The 20642-nt window shown below is 35.5% G+C and carries 21 protein-coding genes and 1 riboswitch; of the genes, 10 read left to right on the top strand and 11 right to left on the bottom strand.

The window, feature by feature from the left end; all coding sequences use genetic code 11:
- The first annotated feature begins 33 nt into the window (after positions 1-33).
- From AC3FI7_RS10075 to AC3FI7_RS10060, 4 genes are read left to right on the top strand one after another with little or no spacing between them, the layout of a single operon-like run.
- Positions 34-777, top strand: coding sequence for a tetratricopeptide repeat protein (locus tag AC3FI7_RS10075; protein WP_343659282.1), 744 nt, complete (start codon positions 34-36; stop codon positions 775-777).
- Positions 777-2516 carry a BatD family protein gene (locus tag AC3FI7_RS10070; RefSeq protein ID WP_142723190.1) on the top strand — a complete coding sequence of 580 codons (1740 nt, stop codon included), beginning with the start codon at positions 777-779 and terminating at the stop codon, positions 2514-2516. Before AC3FI7_RS10075 ends, AC3FI7_RS10070 begins: the two co-directional genes overlap by 1 nt.
- A 44-nt stretch (positions 2517-2560) precedes the next feature.
- Positions 2561-3163: a MarC family protein gene (locus AC3FI7_RS10065; protein ID WP_062674416.1), complete on the top strand. Its 603-nt coding sequence runs from the start codon at positions 2561-2563 to the stop codon at positions 3161-3163.
- A 5-nt stretch (positions 3164-3168) separates the two neighbouring features.
- Positions 3169-3369, top strand: coding sequence for a hypothetical protein (locus AC3FI7_RS10060; protein WP_142723191.1), 201 nt, complete (start codon positions 3169-3171; stop codon positions 3367-3369).
- Between the two features lie 241 nt (positions 3370-3610).
- Here the strand turns inward: AC3FI7_RS10060 and AC3FI7_RS10055 are convergent, their stop codons facing one another.
- The 5 genes from AC3FI7_RS10055 to AC3FI7_RS10035 all read right to left on the bottom strand — a co-directional run bounded on the left by AC3FI7_RS10055 (position 3611) and on the right by AC3FI7_RS10035 (position 8180).
- The gene (locus tag AC3FI7_RS10055; protein WP_491461969.1) at positions 3611-4579 is read right to left on the bottom strand and encodes a chorismate-binding protein; all 969 of its coding nucleotides are present in this window, start codon (positions 4577-4579) and stop codon (positions 3611-3613) included.
- A gap of 159 nt (positions 4580-4738) precedes the next feature.
- Complete coding sequence (locus tag AC3FI7_RS10050) at positions 4739-5167, bottom strand: PaaI family thioesterase (RefSeq protein ID WP_002977570.1); 429 nt, start codon at positions 5165-5167, stop codon at positions 4739-4741.
- Between the two features lie 25 nt (positions 5168-5192).
- The gene (locus tag AC3FI7_RS10045) at positions 5193-5801 is read right to left on the bottom strand and encodes a 1-acyl-sn-glycerol-3-phosphate acyltransferase (RefSeq protein ID WP_142723193.1); all 609 of its coding nucleotides are present in this window, start codon (positions 5799-5801) and stop codon (positions 5193-5195) included.
- 316 nt (positions 5802-6117) lie between these two features.
- Positions 6118-7839, bottom strand: coding sequence for a PspC domain-containing protein (locus AC3FI7_RS10040; protein WP_142723194.1), 1722 nt, complete (start codon positions 7837-7839; stop codon positions 6118-6120).
- Positions 7840-7850: 11 nt separating this feature from the next.
- Positions 7851-8180 (bottom strand): PadR family transcriptional regulator, encoded by a 330-nt coding sequence (locus AC3FI7_RS10035; RefSeq protein WP_142723195.1) that lies wholly within the window; start codon positions 8178-8180, stop codon positions 7851-7853.
- Between the two features lie 514 nt (positions 8181-8694).
- Between AC3FI7_RS10035 and AC3FI7_RS10030 the strand changes: the two genes are divergently transcribed.
- Both AC3FI7_RS10030 and AC3FI7_RS10025 read left to right on the top strand, forming a co-directional pair.
- Positions 8695-9396, top strand: coding sequence for an XAC2610-related protein (locus AC3FI7_RS10030; protein WP_491461968.1), 702 nt, complete (start codon positions 8695-8697; stop codon positions 9394-9396).
- A 1-nt stretch (position 9397) separates the two neighbouring features.
- A complete protein-coding gene (locus AC3FI7_RS10025; RefSeq protein WP_142723197.1) occupies positions 9398-9988 on the top strand; it encodes an HD domain-containing protein in 591 nt (196 codons plus the stop codon).
- Between the two features lie 48 nt (positions 9989-10036).
- On the opposite strand, the gene AC3FI7_RS10020 is transcribed toward AC3FI7_RS10025, so the two are convergent.
- The 4 genes from AC3FI7_RS10020 to AC3FI7_RS10005 form a co-directional block, all read right to left on the bottom strand.
- The gene (locus AC3FI7_RS10020) at positions 10037-11410 is read right to left on the bottom strand and encodes a hypothetical protein (RefSeq protein ID WP_491461967.1); all 1374 of its coding nucleotides are present in this window, start codon (positions 11408-11410) and stop codon (positions 10037-10039) included.
- A 164-nt stretch (positions 11411-11574) separates the two neighbouring features.
- Positions 11575-11958: an acyl-CoA thioesterase gene (locus AC3FI7_RS10015; protein ID WP_002977578.1), complete on the bottom strand. Its 384-nt coding sequence runs from the start codon at positions 11956-11958 to the stop codon at positions 11575-11577.
- A 116-nt stretch (positions 11959-12074) separates the two neighbouring features.
- Positions 12075-12254: riboswitch (cobalamin riboswitch) on the bottom strand.
- A gap of 34 nt (positions 12255-12288) precedes the next feature.
- Entirely contained in the window at positions 12289-13089 is an 801-nt protein-coding gene (locus tag AC3FI7_RS10010; protein ID WP_491461966.1) for a hypothetical protein, read from the bottom strand.
- Between the two features lie 30 nt (positions 13090-13119).
- On the bottom strand, positions 13120-13782 hold the full coding sequence (locus AC3FI7_RS10005; protein WP_491461965.1) for an ATP-binding cassette domain-containing protein: 663 nt from the start codon (positions 13780-13782) through the stop codon (positions 13120-13122).
- Between the two features lie 472 nt (positions 13783-14254).
- Here AC3FI7_RS10005 and AC3FI7_RS10000 point away from each other — a divergent pair, with 472 nt between their 5' ends.
- Positions 14255-15319, top strand: a complete 1065-nt coding sequence (locus AC3FI7_RS10000) for a T9SS type A sorting domain-containing protein (RefSeq protein ID WP_343659276.1) — start codon at positions 14255-14257, stop codon at positions 15317-15319.
- A 61-nt stretch (positions 15320-15380) separates the two neighbouring features.
- Here the strand turns inward: AC3FI7_RS10000 and AC3FI7_RS09995 are convergent, their stop codons facing one another.
- Complete coding sequence (locus AC3FI7_RS09995) at positions 15381-17528, bottom strand: endonuclease MutS2 (RefSeq protein WP_142723202.1); 2148 nt, start codon at positions 17526-17528, stop codon at positions 15381-15383.
- A gap of 360 nt (positions 17529-17888) precedes the next feature.
- Between AC3FI7_RS09995 and AC3FI7_RS09990 the strand changes: the two genes are divergently transcribed.
- Genes AC3FI7_RS09990 through AC3FI7_RS09980 form a run of 3 tightly spaced genes read left to right on the top strand, consistent with a single transcriptional unit; the run spans position 17889 to position 20130 of the window.
- A complete protein-coding gene (locus tag AC3FI7_RS09990; protein WP_343659275.1) occupies positions 17889-18410 on the top strand; it encodes a GNAT family N-acetyltransferase in 522 nt (173 codons plus the stop codon).
- A gap of 43 nt (positions 18411-18453) precedes the next feature.
- A complete protein-coding gene (locus AC3FI7_RS09985; RefSeq protein WP_491461964.1) occupies positions 18454-19452 on the top strand; it encodes an acyltransferase family protein in 999 nt (332 codons plus the stop codon).
- 36 nt (positions 19453-19488) lie between these two features.
- Positions 19489-20130, top strand: a complete 642-nt coding sequence (locus AC3FI7_RS09980; protein ID WP_142723205.1) for a uracil-DNA glycosylase — start codon at positions 19489-19491, stop codon at positions 20128-20130.
- Here AC3FI7_RS09980 and AC3FI7_RS09975 read toward each other — a convergent pair.
- Entirely contained in the window at positions 20117-20626 is a 510-nt protein-coding gene (locus AC3FI7_RS09975; RefSeq protein ID WP_343659272.1) for a hypothetical protein, read from the bottom strand. The two genes, AC3FI7_RS09980 and AC3FI7_RS09975, sit on opposite strands and share 14 nt — an antisense overlap.
- Positions 20627-20642 lie beyond the last annotated feature (16 nt).

The raw sequence follows: 20642 nt of genomic DNA, 5'->3' as shown, positions 1-20642 counted from the left end.
TTCTTAACATATAAAGGAATAATTTTGCAAGTGATGAATACTAAAATCATATTTTTGTCGTTTATTGTTGTCATCTCATTCTCAGGCTTCTTGTTTGGGCAGGAAAGCTATAAGAATTTAGTTCATGAAGGCAATCAGAAATTTGACGGTAAAGACTATGATGGTGCTTCTTCAAAATATATGGAAGCAATAAAATCCAATGATAAAGATTTTACTGCTCATTATAACATGGGGAATGCTTTATACAAAAATAAAAAATACGAAGAAGCAAAAGCAGAGTTTGAAAAAGCAGAAAAGCTTTCACAGACACTTCCTGATAAAACAGCAGCTCTGCATAATTTAGGAAATGCTTATATGCAGATGAATCAGCCTGAAAAAGCAGCTGATTATTATAAAAAAGCCCTGAAGCAGGATCCCTACAGTGAGGTAACCCGTAAAAATTATGAAATTGCCAAACTGAAAGAAAAAGAAAAACAACAACAAAAAAACGAACAGAATAACTCAGGAAAAGGCGGCGGCGGAAATGATCAGAACAAAGGTGACGATCAGAGAGGCGACAAAGACAAAAAACAGGATCAGGGTAACGGCCCTCAGAACGAAGGTAAAAGTGACCAGGGTGACAATCCTAAGCAGAATCAGAATAACGAAGGCAGGATGCCAAAGAATCTTGAAAATGCGATCTTAGATAAAATAAACGAAAAAGAAAAAGAAACCGCCAGAAGAATTTTAAATAAAAATTCTTATTCGATGCCTGAAAGCAACGAGAAAGATTGGTGATGCAGCACAAATTGATTTACATATTGCTTACTCTTGCGTCCGTAATTACTTACGGACAGGTAAATCTTTCTATGGATGCAGATAAATCAGAGTATGCAGGTAAGGATATCATCAATCTTACTATTGTTCTTGAACTTAACGGAAGTGACCTTGTGCAGCAGACAGGTTTCCAGCTTCCGGATCTTTCAAAATTTAATATCATAGGAAGCGGATCTGTTACCAATACCGTGATTGATCCGGCCACCAACACTTTAATTACCCAAAAGGTATCCAGAATTGCCCTTGAACCAAAGAAAAAAGGGAAAATAAAAATTGGTTCAGTATTGGTTACTGTCAATAACAGAATTTACAAAACAGAACCGTTTGATATCAATATCCGTGATCTTGTAGACAGAAGATCGTTGGCTGCCAATACCTCCAATGATGTTTATCTGAATATGGAGATCGAGGACAGAGATGTCTATCAGGACCAGCCTACAGTAGCTGTTTTGAGAGTGTACTCAAGAAACATGGATAACCTGAGAAAGGTGAAAAATATTCATCTTCCAAAACAGGATAATATCAATGTACATCCTATCAGTTTTGATAAATCTGAGATAGATCCGTCCGGATATGCCAATATGCCCTCACAGGTTCTGGCTATGTTTATGGTATTTCCGAATGAAGCAGGGTATGTGGAAGTTCCGGGAGTATCCGCATCACTAAGTACTTATTCAAATAAAACCAAAATTGTTTCCAATAAAGTTAAAATCAATGTAAGGAAGCTCCCTGAAGGAGCTCCAGAATGTTTTAAAAATGCTGTTGGAAACTTTAATGTAAACGTATATAACGCTTCTAAAGAAAAACCGGAAGCTAAAAAACCTCTGAATGTGGTAGTGAAAGTTTCAGGTGAAGGTAATTTACCGGATATGGAACTTCCCAAAATTGCGGCTTCTCCGGATTATGAAGTATTTGCTCCGAAAATTACATCTAAAGTTGCTCCGGGAACTGCAGGGATGAAGGGTGAAATCCTTGCTAATTATGTAATTATTCCAAAAAAATCAGGGGCAATCTCCATTAAAACTGAGCAGTTTGCTTTCTTTAATCCTGAAAATAAAGAATATGTAGATTTGGGGCAGAAAACACTGGATCTGAATGCATTTTCTCACGATCAGATTATGGAGGCCCGCTCTACTGTGGAAAAAGTAAATGAGTATACCAATAATCTTCTGGAGACGGTGAATACTCCGGTTTTAAAAACCACTTCATTCAAAGTAAAAGAAAAGAGCAAATTTCACTGGAATATTCTTCTGACAAATATTGCTATTCTGATAAGCTTATTTATAGCCTATCTGTTATTTAAAAATTGGCAAAAAAAACGTACATTAGTTAGGGAAACTGTACCGTCAAAACCTTTAGGATCAGTAGCTGAAACAGAAAAAGAGATCCGGGAATTGATGAAAACGGACATCAATGATTACTTTGGATATCTGGAAAATCTTAAAGATAACGGAGAGTATGAAAAGTTTTTTGCTACACTGGAAGAATTGGACGAGGAAGTAAGAAGCCAGTATTTTCAGGGTTCTGCCATGGAGTTTAAGACTTTTCTTGAAAAGCACAAAGGTTCTTCTGTTGCTGAGGAATACAGTAAATTGCAGCAGAAAGTTCAGATGGAAAAATATAATCCTGTAAGGTCTGCTGAAGGTCTTGAAGAACTTTTGAAAACAATTGTTAATTTATATTCACAAATTAGCAAATAATCAGTTTATTTTCATATTTTTGCGAAATTTTTAATTACAAAGAGATGGAAATTTTTGATGGTTTTTCTTTTAAAGAGATTGTTACCAGCTTTATGGTTCTTTTTGCCGTTATCGATATCATCGGCTCAGTTCCTATTATAGTAAGCCTTCAACAGAAGTTTGGGCAGATTGAAGCAGGAAAGGCTGCAATCACTGCCGGAGCTATCATGATTGTTTTTCTATTTGTGGGAAACAAGATCCTTAAACTTATTGGAGTTGATGTCAATTCCTTTGCCATTGCCGGAGCTTTTGTGATTTTTGTCATAGCTCTGGAAATGATTCTGGGAATTGAAATCAATAAAACAACTGAAGCAAAGGCCGCATCTATTGTCCCCATCGCATTTCCGCTGGTTGCAGGAGCTGGAACTTTAACGACTGCACTATCCCTGAGAGCTGAATTTCATGATATTAATATTATCTGCGGAATTATTCTTAATACAATTTTCGTATATTTGGTGCTGAAATCAGCGAAATGGTTGGAGAAGAAAATCGGGGATGCTACTTTAATGATCCTTCAGAAAGTTTTCGGAATCATCCTTTTGGCAATTTCAATTAAATTATTCACCGCAAATTTTGCCCAGCTGGTGCAGAATTATATTAATTTTTAAGAGTCATGAAGAAGTTTTATAAAGTATTTTTAGTACTGTTTCTTGTTTTCATCACCATCAATCTTTATGCTATCAACTGGCAGGCAACAGATATTTTGGGAGATGAGGATAATGTTAGGTTTGTATTCTCAGCTGGTGCTGCTGCAATAGGCCTTATCTTACTTTTTGTAATGGATACCTGGAGCAGAATTGGTTTAAAGAAATAAATTGAATATTTCAATATAGATATAGCCTCTTTCTTTTTTGAAGGAGGTTTTTTATTGGGTAATAGGTTGGAGGTTTTAGGTGTTAGAATGAATACAACGCAAAGCTCACAAAGTTTTTATTCATGCTTTAAAATCGTTCGCAAAGGCGTTGTCACTCAGCAAAGAAAATAACACCAAAATCAGTGCAAACCTTTGCAAATTGCGGTTAGAACTTTACAATGATAGAAAATTCTACAAAATTCTATGAAATAACTAAATTTTTCAATATTGCTTCAGACTTCAGTTCGGTTTCTCTCCATTCTTTTTCAGGGTTACTTTGGGCTGTTATTCCGCCTCCTACAAAAACGTGTACAGAGCCTTTGTAGAGTCTTGCGCAACGCAGGTTCACAAAATAAAAAATGTTCTCTTGTGTTTCGATCTTAATATAACCGGCATATAACTCACGTGGAAATTTTTCGTATTTACGGATATTTTCGTTGCAAAAATCTTTAGGGATACCACAAACGGCTGGAGTAGGGTGTAAATCCTGAATGAGGCTGTCAAGATATTCGGGTTTTATATGGGTTTTAAAGTCTGTTCGCAGGTGCTTTATATTTCCGGAAATATGATCATATGTTTCCGACTGTTTTACATCGTCGGAATAACTTTTAAGAATATCCTGAATGTAAGTGGTAACCGGCTTCTGTTCTTCAATTTCTTTTTCAGACCATTCCTCGGATACCGGAAGGGTTCCGGCAAGAGCCATCGTTTCAAATTCATGGGTAGTTTTGTCAAACTTTCCTAATACTTCTGAGAAAGCTCCCATCCATGCATTTTGCCCATCATTAAAGAGATATCTGAAAGCATTCGGATAGGATGCACATAGATTTTTAAAACTTTCCTTATAATCAATTGCTGTAAAGTCTTTGAAAATCTTTCTTCGCGAGTAGACAAGCTTTGCCAGGCTATTTTCTTTAATGACTTCAATTACTTCCTGCAATGTTTTGCAGTACTCTTCTTTAGTCTCGGCAGAAGAATTGGTTGAATCATTTATCAAATTTTCATTTGCAATAAAAATATGTGAAAATTCTGAAGGATCAATTTCAGTAATATCTCCATGAAAACTGATCTGATCTAAGCCGTTATAAGCAAAAAAGGTAACTGCATTCTTTTTGTTTTTTTGATCAGCTGATAGTAGTCTTTCGTCGAATGGAAGTTTGAAATAAATCATGAGTTATGAAGGATTTTGAAAATCATCAGCGGAAAATAATAGAGAAAATTTCCACGATGATTTTCCTTTCTGCAAAGGTATTACTAGTCTTAAAGATGTCAAAATTAAAAGAGCTTAAATTTATTTTAAGCTCTTTATTTTTTTATCTAGATCAAATTCTTATCTGTGAATAATGTTATTGGTCATTGTCGTATGATTAATAAGAACGCCCTTTTCGTCGCGGATTTCAATTTCAGAAACGTGCATGGTTTTTCCTTTTCGGATAAAACGTGCTGTCGCGGTTACAATACCGTCTTTTTTGCTTCTTAGGTGATTGGAGTTGATATTGGTTCCCACTCCATAATACTTTTCGCCATCAATAAAAATATTGGACAGGCTTGAACCCAAAGTTTCAGCTAAAACACAGCTGGCCCCTCCATGCATGATACCAAAAGGTTGATGAGTTCTCGGAAGAACTGGCATTGTTGCGGTAAGGGTTTCGTTTTCAAGATCAATATCGATGAATTTTATTTCAAGTGTTTTGGCAAGGGTTACGTCTCCCCAGTTATTGATAAAAGCTAATATTTCTTCTTTTGTCTGGCCTTTCATTTTACAATTGCTAAATGATGATTGATTAATTCTGTTTTACACTGTCCTGTTCATTCCCGGTTCCCATAATATTGGGATTCCAGTTGGCCGGAACTTTAGGAACAATATCATTTTTTATATAATAATCCTGAATCTCCTGCATGATCTCAGAAAAAGGTACCGATGCTATTCTTTCATAAGGGATCGTGTATCCCAGGTAAACAATTTTTCTTTTGAAATCACCTGCTGCCAGTACGATAGGAACCTTTGCTGCCAAAGCCATATGGTAAAATCCTTTTCTCCATTTCGGAACCCAGCTTCTGGTTCCTTCCGGGGTTATTACAAGACTGAAGTCCTCTTTAGAAAACTGGTTGGCCACGAAGTTCACCAGGTCGTTTTTCTGGCTTCTGTCAATCCCTATACCTCCAAGTCCTTTTACGATACTTCCATACCATGCTTTGGTATGAGCGTCTTTAATAATAATTTTTAAAGGCTTTTCTAAAGACCAGTAGGCGAAATTTCCTAAAATGTATTCCATGTTATGGGTATGGGGAGCCACTACCAGTATACATCTGTTCAGGTTGTTGACATCGCCCTGCAGAACGACTTTCCAGCCTAATATCTTTAACATTGCTTTGCCTATCAGCTTTTTCATAGATTTCTTGGATTAAAAACAAAAAAGTATAACCAAACTTTGGTTATACTTTACAAATATATTGAAATATTATCGCTCTTAAAACAAACCGCTAATTAAATCTACGATTTTCATTACGAATTCCATTGCAAATTGTATCATGATAAGGCTGTGTTTTTGGTTGATTGGTTATTAAATTTTTAGCTTTACGAAATTAAAACATTTTTTTCATATAAGAAACTAAATACTGTTTTATTTTCACTTTTCTGAGAGAAGAAGGGTGTGAATTTCAAACGGTTGCCATCCACTCACACCTTCTACCACTCTCTGAAGTTAATTATTTAGTTTGTATGGAAATTTCGTTTTTTCCGTCTTTGATCTTGATGTCCATATCTTTATTTGATTTTTTGATATTGGACACTGCAGAGTCAATTACTTTCTTTGCCTGGCTGTTTGGAACTTTTTTGCCGTTTACAATGATGCTGTCTTTGTCATCAGAGTTGTATTCGATACTGGAACCGTTTACCGTTATTTTATTTTTTTCAATTCTGACATTGTTATGATCTTCATCTCTGTCCTGATCTTCGTCATTGATACCGTCTCCGTCTAAATCTCCGTCCATGTGGATACGATCTTTATTCATGGATAAAACAACTGCTTTTTGCGGAACCACAAGTTCATAGTCCAGGCTGTAGTCTCTGAATCTGTGCTCATATGGATATTTTATGTAATTAGGAAGTAATACTTTATTATTGACCACTTCTACAGGAACCGTCATCTGAATTGGGAAGTTATAGCCTTTTCCTTCTTTTTTAATGATCAGATATGGTGTTTTGATATCTGGTTTTCTGGTTACATCTACAGAGATATAATCTTCTTCATAAACGGATCTTTTATCTGAATAAATATCATTATTATAAGCTTTGAAATTCTGAGGGATATTAACCTGTTTTACATCTACATATACTGTATCTGAAGTTGTATTGATGGCAACATTTTCCACATCTTCCTTGCTTCCTCTGTAGATCATATCTTTCTTAGCCATGCTGATTCCAAAGTAAGTTCCCAGGCCGATCAGAAGAAGGAACAAACCTCCTACAACCCATCCGATATTTCTCAGTTTTGTTTTCGGAGAGAATATCTTGATGCTTAATAAGCTGAAAAGGATTGCCGGGATTAAACTTCCTATGACCATCATTGCTGCCAGTACTTTGTCAAGTCCCTGATCATCCATGTAGAATCTGATTTCATTAGCTCCGGGAAAGTCTGTATCCATCCCGAAAAGACCGAATAATACAAATACTCCGATAATACTTCCTACTGCCATCAATACGAAGAATCCTCCTACGATGTACTTGAATACATTCCAAACTCCGCTGCTTGCGTTGTTGATATAAGGTTTGTTTTCGTTATAGATTTCTCCGACCCTCTGAGTAGATTCATTGGCAAACTGTACCAATTTATTAGACTCATTCTTAAGATTGTCGAAGTTCATAGGCTTTCCCTGCATTTTCAGGAAATCTGCTGCGGTCTCAGCTTTTGGAAGTACGATCCAAAGAATTACATATAAAAGACCTATTAACGATGAAGAAATGGCTGCTGTAAAAATTCCTAAGATGAATATTCCCAGCCAGATTGCTCTCATCGTGGTAATGTCCATACCTACATATTGAGCCAAACCTGCACAAACCCCGGCAACTTTTTGTTTTTCCGGATCACGGAACAGTTGTTTTTTGTCTGTATAACCGGTTCCTGAATTATTTTTTCTGTTAGAAGTTTTTTCAGAAAAATAAGCCTCTTCCTGTTCTTCGATTTTTTCAGGGCTTCCGATCTGTGCGATTACCTTTTCTACATCGGTATCGTTGATCACTTCACGTTTTCCTAAAGAATCTTTGAAAATCTCCACCATTCTTATTTCTATGTCATGCATTACCTCATCTGCTTCTGAAGCTTCCAGTGAGCTTCTCAGTGCATTCAGGTAGTCGCTGAGCTTTATATATGCGTGTTCTTCTATGGTAAAAGAAAAACCTGCGAGTCCTATTGAGAGTGTCTTGTTCATAGCTTTGTTTTTTAATTTTGTTGGGTGATTTGGTTTACTGAAGCTGTCAGCTCATTCCATGTATTTTGAAGTTCATCCAGGAAAAGTTTTCCTTTTTCAGTGATCTGATAATATTTTCTGGGTGGTCCTCCTGTAGATTCTTCCCATCTGTAAGAGAGAAATTCTCCGTTTTTAAGTCTTGTAAGAAGAGGGTAGAGGGTCCCTTCCACTACATCCAGTTTTCCTTTTTTCAGTTCGTCAATAAGATCGGAAACATACATTTCGCGATGATTGATGAGACTTAGAATACAGAATTCCAGAATTCCTTTTCGCATTTGCGCTTTGGTATTTTCGGTATTCATCTTTGATAAGTTTTGTTAATTAGTTATATTTTTAGAAAGATGCTCCTAGCTAGCTGAGCCTATTCTAATTTTACATTACAAAGATATGTAAATAAAATGGTATTATGCAATACAAAGTAGTGAAATTTTTAAAATAAAATATATAATATGTTAATAATCAGATAGATAATTTTTATTCTGAATTTTGAATAAAATAAATTTAGACAGAAAATACCTGAAAATTTAAACTTTTAATAGAATGGAGAGAAAAAATAGCCTTTTACTTAATTCTTATTCCCATTACTGATACATAGCCCTGATAGAAGTGGTTACCCCACAGCAGGCATTGGATTCTTCGGTTACATTCAGAATGAAAGCCCTGGCGCGAGGAGTATGAACGGATAGCAGGAAAAGCTTGCTATAAATTTTCTGTTTAAAGAACCGGCTATTTTATAAGTCATTGGAATTTTGAGATCGGTATTATGATTCGTATTTTTGTTAGCAATTAAAAATACCTAAATCACTTACTATTACCATGGATTTATTTAATCAATATAAGCATATATCGGCTTTTGTTTTGCTTGGGCCAGCATGCTTCGGGCAATATCAGTTTGAAGTTAAAGATGTATCAAAAAGTTATGATGCTGTTATCCAGATAGAAAATTGTTATGATGACAGATGTGGAGGAAAAGGTACAGTAGAGTTATTTGATCATAAAAACAGCAAGGTACAGACCTTTATTTCTGATGACCTTGTTTTATATGCAGAGAAAGGTCAAAAACTGGTTCCGGGAAAATTGATTCCGCTTTCAAAGGACCAACGGTGTGTGATTATAGATGACTTTAATTTTGACGGAACCGAAGATGTGGCGATAAGGAACGGAAATATGGGGAATTACAGTGGTGCCTCTTATGACGTATATGTCTTCAATAAAACAAGAATGGCATTTGTAAAAAGTGAAGAGCTTACAGAACTAGGTTCAAACGGTCTTGATATTTTTGATGTGGACGCCCGGCGCAAACGCCTTATTTCTTATGGAAAATCCGGCTGCTGTGATATTTTTACCATAGAATATGCCGTCATTCCCAATAAAGGACTTGATAAAGTCTTTGAAAAAGAAGAAGATATGACCGTAGAAGGCCGCTTAAAAGTGACCACCAAAGAAAAGCTCAATAATAAATGGATTACCAAAACAAAGGTATATCCGTCAGATCAATATAACAGAAATAAGAAGTAAGATGAAAATTCAGAAAGAAATTGATTTTATCCTGGCAGTAGATGCGCTTAAAAACGTGCAGAGAAGAAATTATAATGCAGACGACTCCCGAAGAGAGAATACCGCAGAGCATTCGTGGCAGATTATCATTCTGGCTCAGATTCTTTATCCATATGCCAAAAACCGTGCGGATATCGATTTATTAAGAGTGATAAGAATGCTTTCTATTCATGATCTTGTGGAGATAGAGGCCGGAGATACTTTTATTTTTGACGAAAAAGCAATGGTGGGGAAGTTTGAAAGAGAAAAAGCATCTGCCCAAAAGATCTTTGGAATACTGGATGAACCTTTACGAACAGAGTTTTTTAATTTATGGCTGGAGTTTGAAGATGAGAAAACTCCTGATGCTGTCTTTGCCTGCGGAATCGACAGAATCATGCCATTCATCCTGAATTCCCATACGACAGGAAAGAGCTGGACTGAAGCAGGAGTGACAGAGAGGCAGATCCGAAATATGCTTGAAAATGCAATCAGCAGAGCATCAGATGAAATGGGAGAGGCTTTTGAGTTTTTATTGAACAGGAATCTGGAAACGGAAAAAGTTTTGAAATAATTTAAAAAAATAAAGACCCTGTTCAATCATTGAACAGGGTCTTTATTTTTATGAGGATAGAAGTAAATAGTTATCAGGGTTTAATAAAATTCCGTTTTGAGAATAAAACCCTGCGATGCTGTTCCAGATATAAAATCTCAGTTCAAAATTCTTATAAGAAGTATCCAGTTTAAACTTTACTTCTTTTCCATCTTTAGACCAAACCGGATTTTTGACGATAAAAACTGTATTGTTTGTTTCTTTTCCATCCACATATTCGAACAGTCTCAGCTGAAGAGTAGCTGTCTTTTTCATAGGTTCTGTGAATTGTACCACCACATTGCTGAGGTCAACTTTCTTAAAATCTTTGTTGTTGGCATTAACTACGGAAGGCTGTGAAATTTTCTTTCCTGTTGTCTTCGTCCATTGTAATAATGGAGTGTACAGCTTGTCCAGGCTTTTATGCTTTTTGTAAAGCTGTATAACCTTTTCAGAAAATAAATTCTGAGCAATAAATCCACGTCTGATATTCACTTTATGATAGATTGCAGAAAGACTGTCCGTTTTTTCTTTTGGAAATTTTTCTCTGATAAATAAGTCGTAAACAGCCCATGTCATATACTCATTAAATGAATTGATACCCGGATATCCTGAGTTTTTATCCCAATTTGCCAGATTGAAGTTTGCTGCTATTTCCTTTGAGTACTTATCAGAAACAGGATTCACATAGCCATGGTCTATTTCCGAAAATACAGTGTGATTATCAAGAATCCTTCTTGCAAGATTATCTTTTAGATTTCCAAGGATAAGATCTTCTCCGATATTAGGAAAGTCAACAGTTAAGGAGCTGTTGATATCTCTATGGCAATTCTGCCCGCCTACCAAAGGAGAAATGGCGATAATGTACTTTTTACCTCCTTCATTGGCAGGTCTTTCTGCTATTTTATCCAAAAAAGCATAGGTATCATTGATGTAATAATACTCTTTGTAATTGGCAATTAAAGAATGGTAAAACTGCTGGTGATTTTTATAAAAAGCCCTGTAATTTGATTTCTTCACAAAATCATTGATCAGTTCCAGATTTTCATCCACTTCTTTGGGACCAAATGAATTGAATGGAAAATCTCTCGTAAGCAATCCATTTCCATCAAATGAAAAAGCATAAAAGTCAGTACGGAAGCCCAGAAATTTTTTCCAGTCTTTTCTTGAATAATTTACTTTTTTTAAGAGTGGGTGATCTTTTACAGGCTCAAAATAAGACATAATTTCATCATAATACGGAGAAACTTTCTGAACGTCATATGGATCTGTTTTACCGTATTCTGTGAGTGCTAAAATGATATTTCCCAATTCGTAACTTTCCGGGAGTTCAATTTTTACGTCTCTTTGTGCTGCTAATGATACTGAAAGGACGAGTGTAATGATTAAAATAATTTTTTTCATGTAATATCAGTTCTTCTATAGTTTTGGGAAATAGTAAGAATAATTTCCCGAGGGCTAAAATTAAAGAAAAACGTAATGAATTCCAATCATTGTTTAATGAAGATATATTATATTGCTTCGGGGAAAGTTTCGGGCGGCCAGAGGCCGCCCGAAACTTTTAGTATTTATAGTATCTGGATTGGTTTCTTGAATTCATCAATCGCTACAAAAGTAAAATCACCTACTATGGCTTTTTCTCTTTCGTAGGAATACATCTGCTCAGTGTAAATTTCAACGTTTACTTTCATACTGGTTTTTCCTACATAGGAAACTTTCCCGATCAGTTCCACAATAGTTCCGGCAGGAATAGGTTTTTTGAAATCGATCTTGTCACTGCTTACCGTTACTACTCTTTTTCTGGCAAAACGGGTTGCGGTGATAAAAGCGACTTCGTCCATCAACTGCATGGCCGTACCACCAAAAAGGGTGTCGTAATGATTGGTTGTGTTAGGGAAAACCGCTTTAAAGATTCTGGTTTCGGATGCTTCAATTCTTTCTTCTGTAGTCATATATCATTATTAATTAAAGCGATATGAAATGATATTAAAACAACAGAATAATCACAGGAATTTGGAGAATTCCTGAAACAATTCATCAGATCAATACAACTTCAGACCGCGAAAGTTACATGTTTAAGAAAAAGGCAGGTCTCCTGACTTGTAACATCATTTATCTCCTTCCCATGCCTCGCACAGTGGATCTTTGATAAAGACTTCAGTTACTTACAGTTGCGCGACAGTCCGTGATTTTCACACGGTTCCCTTTTAATCTGCAGTGATGCAGAACCAATTTCTGTGATGAATAAGCGTAAAACTTTTTCGGATGCAAAAATAATGAATTTATTCCGGATTATGATAAATAATCTGGCTGATTACTCTTCCTTTCTTGATGGTCCACAATGTTGTGTATCTGTTTTCTCCTGAGCCGTTGATCATATACAGGAAAATATTATCGTTATCAAGGGAAGTTACTCCAACGTTCTCAAAATCCATGGTAGGCTGGAACATGTTTTTGATGGCTTCTCTTACAAAAACAGAACCTCTTCCGGGCTGTTGTACCCTGATTGATTTGATTTCAGTCATTCCTTCAGGAAGGTCATTTCCAATTCCCCAGGGCTTTACTTTATCAATGGTAAGAAGTTTCCCATCAGCGTCTTTTTCCTTTTTACGGTATCCTGCATTGGAAGGATAGATATCAATCACCACTTTGCTTCTTTGGGAAGTTGGAATTTTAGGATCAGAATTATCGGTGAAAATAAGTGATCTTCCGTTTTTGGATTTGGAGGGAGTATAGGCAGGAAGCTGATCAATATAAGCAATACGTTCTTTATTCACCATTCCTTCTTTATCAAGCGTTTCATAACGTACAAACGGTTTGTCATCATCCTGCTTTTCAGGATATTTGATCCAGATCCATTCTGTTTCTCCGGGAGCAGGCTTTACATAAACAAATACATCACCTTTACGCATACGGATCTTGTCCACAATTTTTCTGTAATTGTCTTTATGAACCCGTACATTGGCATATCCTTCCTCAGCTTTTACCACTCCGAAAGGAACTTTGTTCTGTCCTTTTACAAAAGCTAAAGAAAAAATACTGAAAGCGGATAAATAGAATGCTTTGTTTATGAAAGTCATCATGAAAATTTTTTGATTCTTCAAATATATAAATTAAATGCTTTTCGGAATATAATTATAACGCTGCAGTTCGCTTAAATCTTTTATTTGTTTCAGGTGACCCTCAGAAAGCAGATATATAAGACCGGAAATATCCATAACATCTTTAAAATTATGATCAGAAATGATAAAGCCTTTATATGCTGATTCCTGATGAATGTTTTTCTTTAGTTCTTCAGTAACCTTGGGAGAAAGACTATGGAATGGCTCGTCCAGTAAAATAAAGTCAGCTTCAGAATAAATGATCATCAGCGTTTCAATAATTCTCTGTTCGCCTTTGGAAAGGTTTTTAGGTTTTTCATGAAGGAAAGGCTGTACAAATTCTGAAGTAAAAAGCAGCTCAGTATTCCTTTGATTACAAAAAAGAGGAATCAGATTTTTTATTTTTATATATTTTGGTAAAAAAAGATCCTGTGGTAAATAGGAAATTCTGTTTTTTCTATTAGGTATGGTTCTCAAAATTTTGTTGTCACATCTTATAAACTGAGTATCACCATGCTCAATTCCGGAGATGATTTTTAACAGTGTTGACTTTCCGCTTCCATTTCTGCCAAGAAGGCCTATGACTTGCCCTGTTTCGCATCCTATATAAATATCCTGCAGAATTTTTCTTTCATTAAAAGATTTTGTAATACTATCAACATGAAGCTTACTCATAAGAACAATATTATAATTTTTACAAAGAGTCCCAATACGATCGTTCCTGCCCAAAGAAAAGGCCTTGAAAATCCTAAATTGGCATAAAAGTAATATTCGCTTTTAAACCTTAACTCATAAATAAAGTAATGAAGAACCGGTAAAATTAAAAGAAAGCTTAATCCAAATGTTTCCAACCGGTAGGGGAGCAAAAAAGAAATAAGTAATGAAAACAGCAAGGCAGGAATAAGGATTTTTTTATAAAAAATCCAAAGAATAGTAAAGTTTCTGACCATGTTCAATATATTTAGAATGGCTGTCTGATATTTTATAGCTGAATTTCAAATGTATTAAAAAGAAAATAATAATGGGGTAATATATTATTATTATTATTATTATTATTACATAACTTAAAAAGATTGGTATTCTGAATATTCATTAAATTTATTTAAAATTTTGGCTAAATTTGGTGTTAATATTTTAAGCTATAATCATGATCAAAAAACTAGTTCTATTATTTCTTTTGTCAATTATTTCGTTTTATCAATGTAATGTATTGAAGGGTAAAGAAAATACAAGTTCATTATTGTTACCACCAGCAAGTGTTACGGTTACGGATATAACCCCTACGAGTGCTACTGTTTCCTGGACTCCTCAAATTGGTACAGGAAGTACAGTATCTTATAATAAGGTTGGTCTTCCGGGATCAGGTGGTACAAATTACACTACAAGCAACAGTATAACTATTACTAATTTGACACAATGTACCACTTATGAAGTAAAAGTAAGTTATGTGCAGGCTGGAGGAGGATATTCAGCTCCCGTTATATTTACAACTCCTATGTGGTATTGTATGGAAAATTCTACAGCAACAATTACTCCTTATTTATATGCATCTAATATTACACTAAATGCTACAGATTTGCCTTCAATGACAAGTAGTTCAACAGGGACAAAGGCTTATGCTGATTATCGCTCTGATCCTACTCGTAAGGTAAAATTGGTTCGTGGAAGTACTAATAACGCAATTTCTGTAACTAAAGCCGGACCTGCTACTCAAAATCCAACTACTATAGGAATTTGGATTGATTACAATGGTGATAGAGCATTCGATTCTACTGAAAGAATCTTATACTCAAGTAATAGTACTGATATGAATCCTACAGCAACTTTTAATGTACCTCTACAGGCCGGACAGGTGGATTGTAAAGTTGCTATGAGAGTCATATCTAATACGACACCTTATTTTTCAAATTGTGGACCTACAGCAGAAATACAGGATTATGAAGTTGAATTTATTGATCCTGTAAGTTTGAATGTTAATGAACGTGAGATGATAAATCGTGAAATAAATATTTATCCAAATCCTGTTGGTGATATTTTAAATATTTCAGGAGTTTCAGAATCGACGGATTATGAAATTTATAATGCTGCAGGACAGAAATCAGGAGAAGGGAAAATTTATAATTATAAAATAGATGTACATCATTTATCAAAAGGAGTTTATTTTATTCATCTGAAAGACAAAGCAGCGAGATTAAAATTCATTAAGAAATAAATAAAAGAGAGAGCCCTGAAAAGGGCTCTCTTAGTATTAGCATATTTAATCCTTGGATTAATTAAATTCTCTCAAGTTCATCCGCATCAATCGTGGTCTTGAAAGTTCCATAATTGACGATCACTTTGTTGCGTGAAATTTTTTCAATGGTTCCTACACTGGTGCTTCCCGTAATACGGACACGCTGTCCGACTTTCATCCATGCAGCACGGTCAGTTTTACGTTTTTCTTCCAGTCTTTCATTCGTTTCAGCAATTTTTTCAATCACTTCCTCTTTTTTCAGCTGCTGGGTGATTTTTCTCTTAACAACCTGCAGACGTTTGGACTCATCCTTATCCGTGCCTAATTTTCTGAATTTCTCCTGTTCAAGAAGTTTGACAAAATCTTTTACAACATCTTTTCTGGACTTACCTTTGGTATAGCTGTCGATGAATGCTTCAATTTTATTTCCGAACTGAAGTTTGCGGTGTTCCTCTTCGTATAGTTTCTGAAAATTGAAAAGCTTCTGCTGAAGCTGGTCATTCAGTTTCTGGAGGTTATCACGCTTATCTTCTACGGATTCTTTTCTTTCTGCAAGATCGGATTTCAGTTTTTCGACCTCAAATTTTTCCTGCTGCAGTTTTACAATCGTTTTGTCAAGATTAACAATATCATGTTCTACCTTTTTCTTGGCAGAATGGATGATAAACCTTGGAATTTTATTCTTTTCTGCAACTTCAAAGGTAAATGAACTTCCTGCCTGTCCTACTTCCAGCTTATACATGGGTTCCAATGTTTCTTCATTAAAGAGCATTGCTGCGTTCTGGGCATTCGGAAGCTGCTCTATCACCAGTTTAATATTGGTATAGTGTGTCGTGATGATGGCAAAACTTTTTTTATCATAGAAAAATTCCATGAAGCTTTCTGCCAGGGCACCTCCCAGCTCAGGATCAGAACCGGTACCGAATTCATCAATAAGCAGAAGCGTATTGGCATCTGCTTCTCGGATGATTCCCGACATTTTCTTCAACCTTGAAGAATAAGTCGATAAGTGGTTTTCAATGGACTGGTTATCTCCAATATCAGTCATGATCTTCTCAAAGAAAAACATTTCAGATTTTGGATGAACAGGAACCAGGATGCCACTCTGAATCATCAGCTGTAATAATCCTACCGTTTTCAGGGTAATTGATTTTCCTCCGGCATTGGGACCGGAAATACAGATGATTCTGTTGTGCTCAGTTAAGGTAAGCGTCTGTGGATGAATCGTTTTATTCTCTATTTTGTTTCTTAACCATAACAGAGGATGATAGGCATCTCTTAATCTCAGTGTTTTATGATGATTGATTTTCGGAAGAACTCCGTTGATCAGTTCACCAAATTTCGCCTTCGCCCTGGTAAGGTCAAGATCAAAAATATAAACCTGATATCTCCATAGCTGAGGTTGAAATTCTGCCAATTCTGCGGTAAGTTTACGTAGAACTTTATCGATTTCTTTTTTCTCTTCCTCTTCATTTTCACGAAGTTTGAAGTAATGCTTTACAACACTGTCCGGCTGAATATAAGTAATGGAACCTGTTTTGGATATTCCTAATGTTCTTCCGGCAACTCTTTTTTTGAATCCTGATTTTACAGCCAGAACCCTCTGGTCATCAATAATCGTTTCCCGGATATCATCCAGAAAGTCACTCTGTCCATAGGTGGTAAGTGCACGGTTGAAATTTTCCTGGATCGCTTTTTTAGCATGCTGGATTTCAGTTCTTATCCCTTTCAGAGCCGGGGAAGCTTCATTTTTTACCTCACCAAAACGGTTAAAAACCTTATCAACTTTCTCAATGATCTCTTTTCTGAATTCCAGTACAGAAACTTCTTCCAATAAAGTAGGAAAAGTTTCCGGCATGGTAGGGAAGAACTTCTGCAGTTTTCCGATCTGTTCCGTAATGGTTTTTATTTTGATGAAAGCAGCATTTTCCAGACGGTAGTTCTCAATCAGCATCAGTTTCAGCTCACTTTCAATATCTTCATATTCATCAAACGGAATCGCATTTGAACTTTCAAAACTCGACAGATATTCTGAAGTTTTTTTTAATGAAAGTTCTGCCTCGTCTATTTCCATCGGACGAAGTTGAAGAATTTTTTCTCTTGTTTTCGGAGAATACGCAAATGGGGAGATTTCCGCGAGCAATTGCGGAAACTCTAATTCGTCTAAATCTTCTTTATCTATATACACAGTGCAAATTTAGTGAGAATTTTGATTATTACGTATATCTGAGAGATTTACAGAATAAATTACCTTTGAATTTGATAATTTACTTTTTCTTGAAAATCTTTAAGTATCAAAAAAGATCAATTTCTAAGCGCACAGATTTTATTTTTTATAGGATTTTATTTCAAGAGAGCAAAGGTGGGATCAATGAAATTAATTCATCTGAGCGTGTGGATTATTCTTCTGCTTCGTCAGCGACTTAGTCGTATTTCTTTATCTGTTCCAATCAGATAATAGAATCTAATAATCTTTACATTTAAATAAATTTGATTCCGTCTTTAGTATTTACCTAAATTGTGATGTTCTTTTTATTACATTTGGGATATGAAACTGGAAACCGAAAGATTATTACTGAGAGATATCAACGAAAGCCACGTAGAGGATATTTTACGCATTCGGAGCAATGAAATCATCAATCAGTTTGTTATAAGGAACTCTCCTAAAAATAATTACGATGCACTCCAGTTTATTTTAACCATTAAAGAAAGAACTAAAAATAACCAAACTATCTATTTGGGAATTTCATTAAAAGAGCAGCCGAAAATTATCGGAACAATTTGTCTCTGGAATTTTTCTGAAGACCGTAAAATAGCGGAAGTCGGTTATGAGTTGCTACCCGAATACCACAGGCAGGGAATAATGTCTGAAGCCTTGAAAGCTGTTTTGGATGTTGGTTTTAATGAATTGAATTTAGAGGAAATCCTCGCTATTACCAATAAGTTTAATGAAAACTCAAAAGGAATTCTCTTGAAACATAATTTTGTTTTGTTGGAAGAGGAGAAGGATGAAGGGTTTCCTGATAATATAATCTTTATTCTTAAGGGGTGCTCCCACGGTCATCACTAGAATCTGACAGGTTTTTTCTATCTTTATTGCCGATTGAAATTATATGAAAAAAGAAATAAAATCTTTAACGGGACTTAGAGGGGTGATGGCGTTATGGGTGACTTTTTTTCATTTTTTTGATTTCAAAAACGAAATTCTTCAGCATATTATAGGAAAAGGATATCTTGCTGTAGATGTCTTTTTTGTATTAAGTGCTTTTTTGCTGACGGTTTCCTATTCCGATAAGTTTAAAAATCTAGAGATTATAAGAATCCTGACGTTTTATAAGAAAAGAGTCAATAGGATTTATCCTGTCTATTTTATTTCAATTATTTTGATAATCCTGTTGGCAGGGAAAATCTCATGGTTTACATTTTTTATCAATGCCGGATTGGTACAATGCTTTTTTAATCCAGACCGTTTATTGAATATCGTTTATTGGTCTCTGAGTACAGAATGGATATGCTATCTGATATTTCCTTTTATGCTTTATCTGATTATTCGGTATAAAATTCGTGGTGAAATCCTGATTGTTGGAGGTTTGCTTTTAAGGGTAGCACTTCCGCATTTCCCTGATATGTACTTTAACCCGGGAGGGGGCGCCAATATGTGGAAATCTTCAAAATACCTTGATATTCCATATGGTGTAAATTCTTTAATCAGAACAATAGCTTCTTATTTTTTTGGAATCGGAGTTGCTTTACTCCCGGGATTTAAAATAAAAAGCCGCTGGCCTGTATATGCTGTATTCACGCTATCTTTACTATCACTGTTTACAACAAGAGGGCTGGTTTTTATACCATTTTTGTCGGCATTGATGATCAGACAATTATATACAGAAGAAAAGAATTATCTTCAGGTGTTTCTGGAAACCAGGCCTGTTTATATTTTAGGAAATATTTCGTATTCATTGTATATTGTACATTATATTGTTAAAAGTCAGAACTTTATAATAGTAGATCTGCCGCTTGTTAATTCCCTTTTATTAATCACTTTTTCACTACTGCTGTCTTATTTTTCATATATGCTGATTGAAAGAAAAGTGAAGATATTTAAGGTATAATTGATACTCTTATTTTAATATTATTATTTTTGCAGTATGACCTGGACAGAAATTTTAGCCCCGATAAAGAGCACGGAATATTTTAAAACCCTTTGGGAAAAAGTAAAAAATGAATACGCTACAACCAAAGTTTTTCCACCGAAAAATCAGATTTTCAGAGCATTGGAGCTTACGGCTTTTGATGATGTGGAAGTGGTGATTATAGGGCAGGATCCTTATCACAATGATTATCAGGCCAACGGTTTATGCTTTTCTGTCTCTGAACAGGTAACGGCACCGCCGTCACTTAAGAATATTTTCATTGAGTTGAAAGATGATTTAGGAGTTGTAAGAACCTCCAAAGAACTTGACGATTGGGGCAGACAAGGCGTTTTACTGTTAAATGCCACTTTAACGGTTCGTGCCCATTCTCCTAATTCTCATAAAGATCTTGGCTGGGAAAAGTTTACGGACTTTATTATTAAGGAAATTTCAGATAAAAAAGAAAACGTTGTATTTGTTTTATGGGGAGCTTTTGCACAGAAAAAAGCCGAACTGATAGATCCGGCTAAACATTTTATTCTGAAATCGGCACACCCTTCACCTTTTTCTGTGCACAGAGGTTTTTTTGGAAGTAAGCCTTTCTCAAAAATTAACGAATATCTCGTTTCTAAAGGAAAGAAACCTATTTCTTGGTAGAATCAGCTGATTGGCCGGCTTTTTTTATAGTGATTCCGATTTTATATTTTCCGGCTAATGCTTTTGTTCCATCCTGCTGCTTCGGATAGGGTGCAATCTCCTGTAATGTAACAGTATACCCGTTGAATTCTGCTGACTGATGATAGTTTCTTCCCGGGTAATCTGCACTGGCAAGGTTCAAAATAGCAGGTCGGGTAGAGGTTCCCATTACTTCCACCTGTGCAAGAGCTACTCCGGCCCAGATACAGTTGACTCCTTCAGGACAGCGGCTGTCCTCAGAAACGCCTTTGAATGTTACATTCATCTGATATTCCTTTAAAAACTTATTTTCCCCTTCATTAAGATATATAATGCCATCTTGCTGATTATTGGCGCTTGTAGATTTTGTACCTGCTGGCATTTCAGTGGCTTTTGTGTTTATCTTTGATTTCTTTTGGGCATCGCATCCTGTTAATGCAAATATTCCCAGGCTGAGTAGAACAATTTTATGGAACATAGTTTCTTATATTTAA

This window comes from Chryseobacterium sp. TQ-BC-N36 (assembly GCF_058382295.1).
This window is presented reverse-complemented; position numbering and strand designations above follow the sequence as displayed.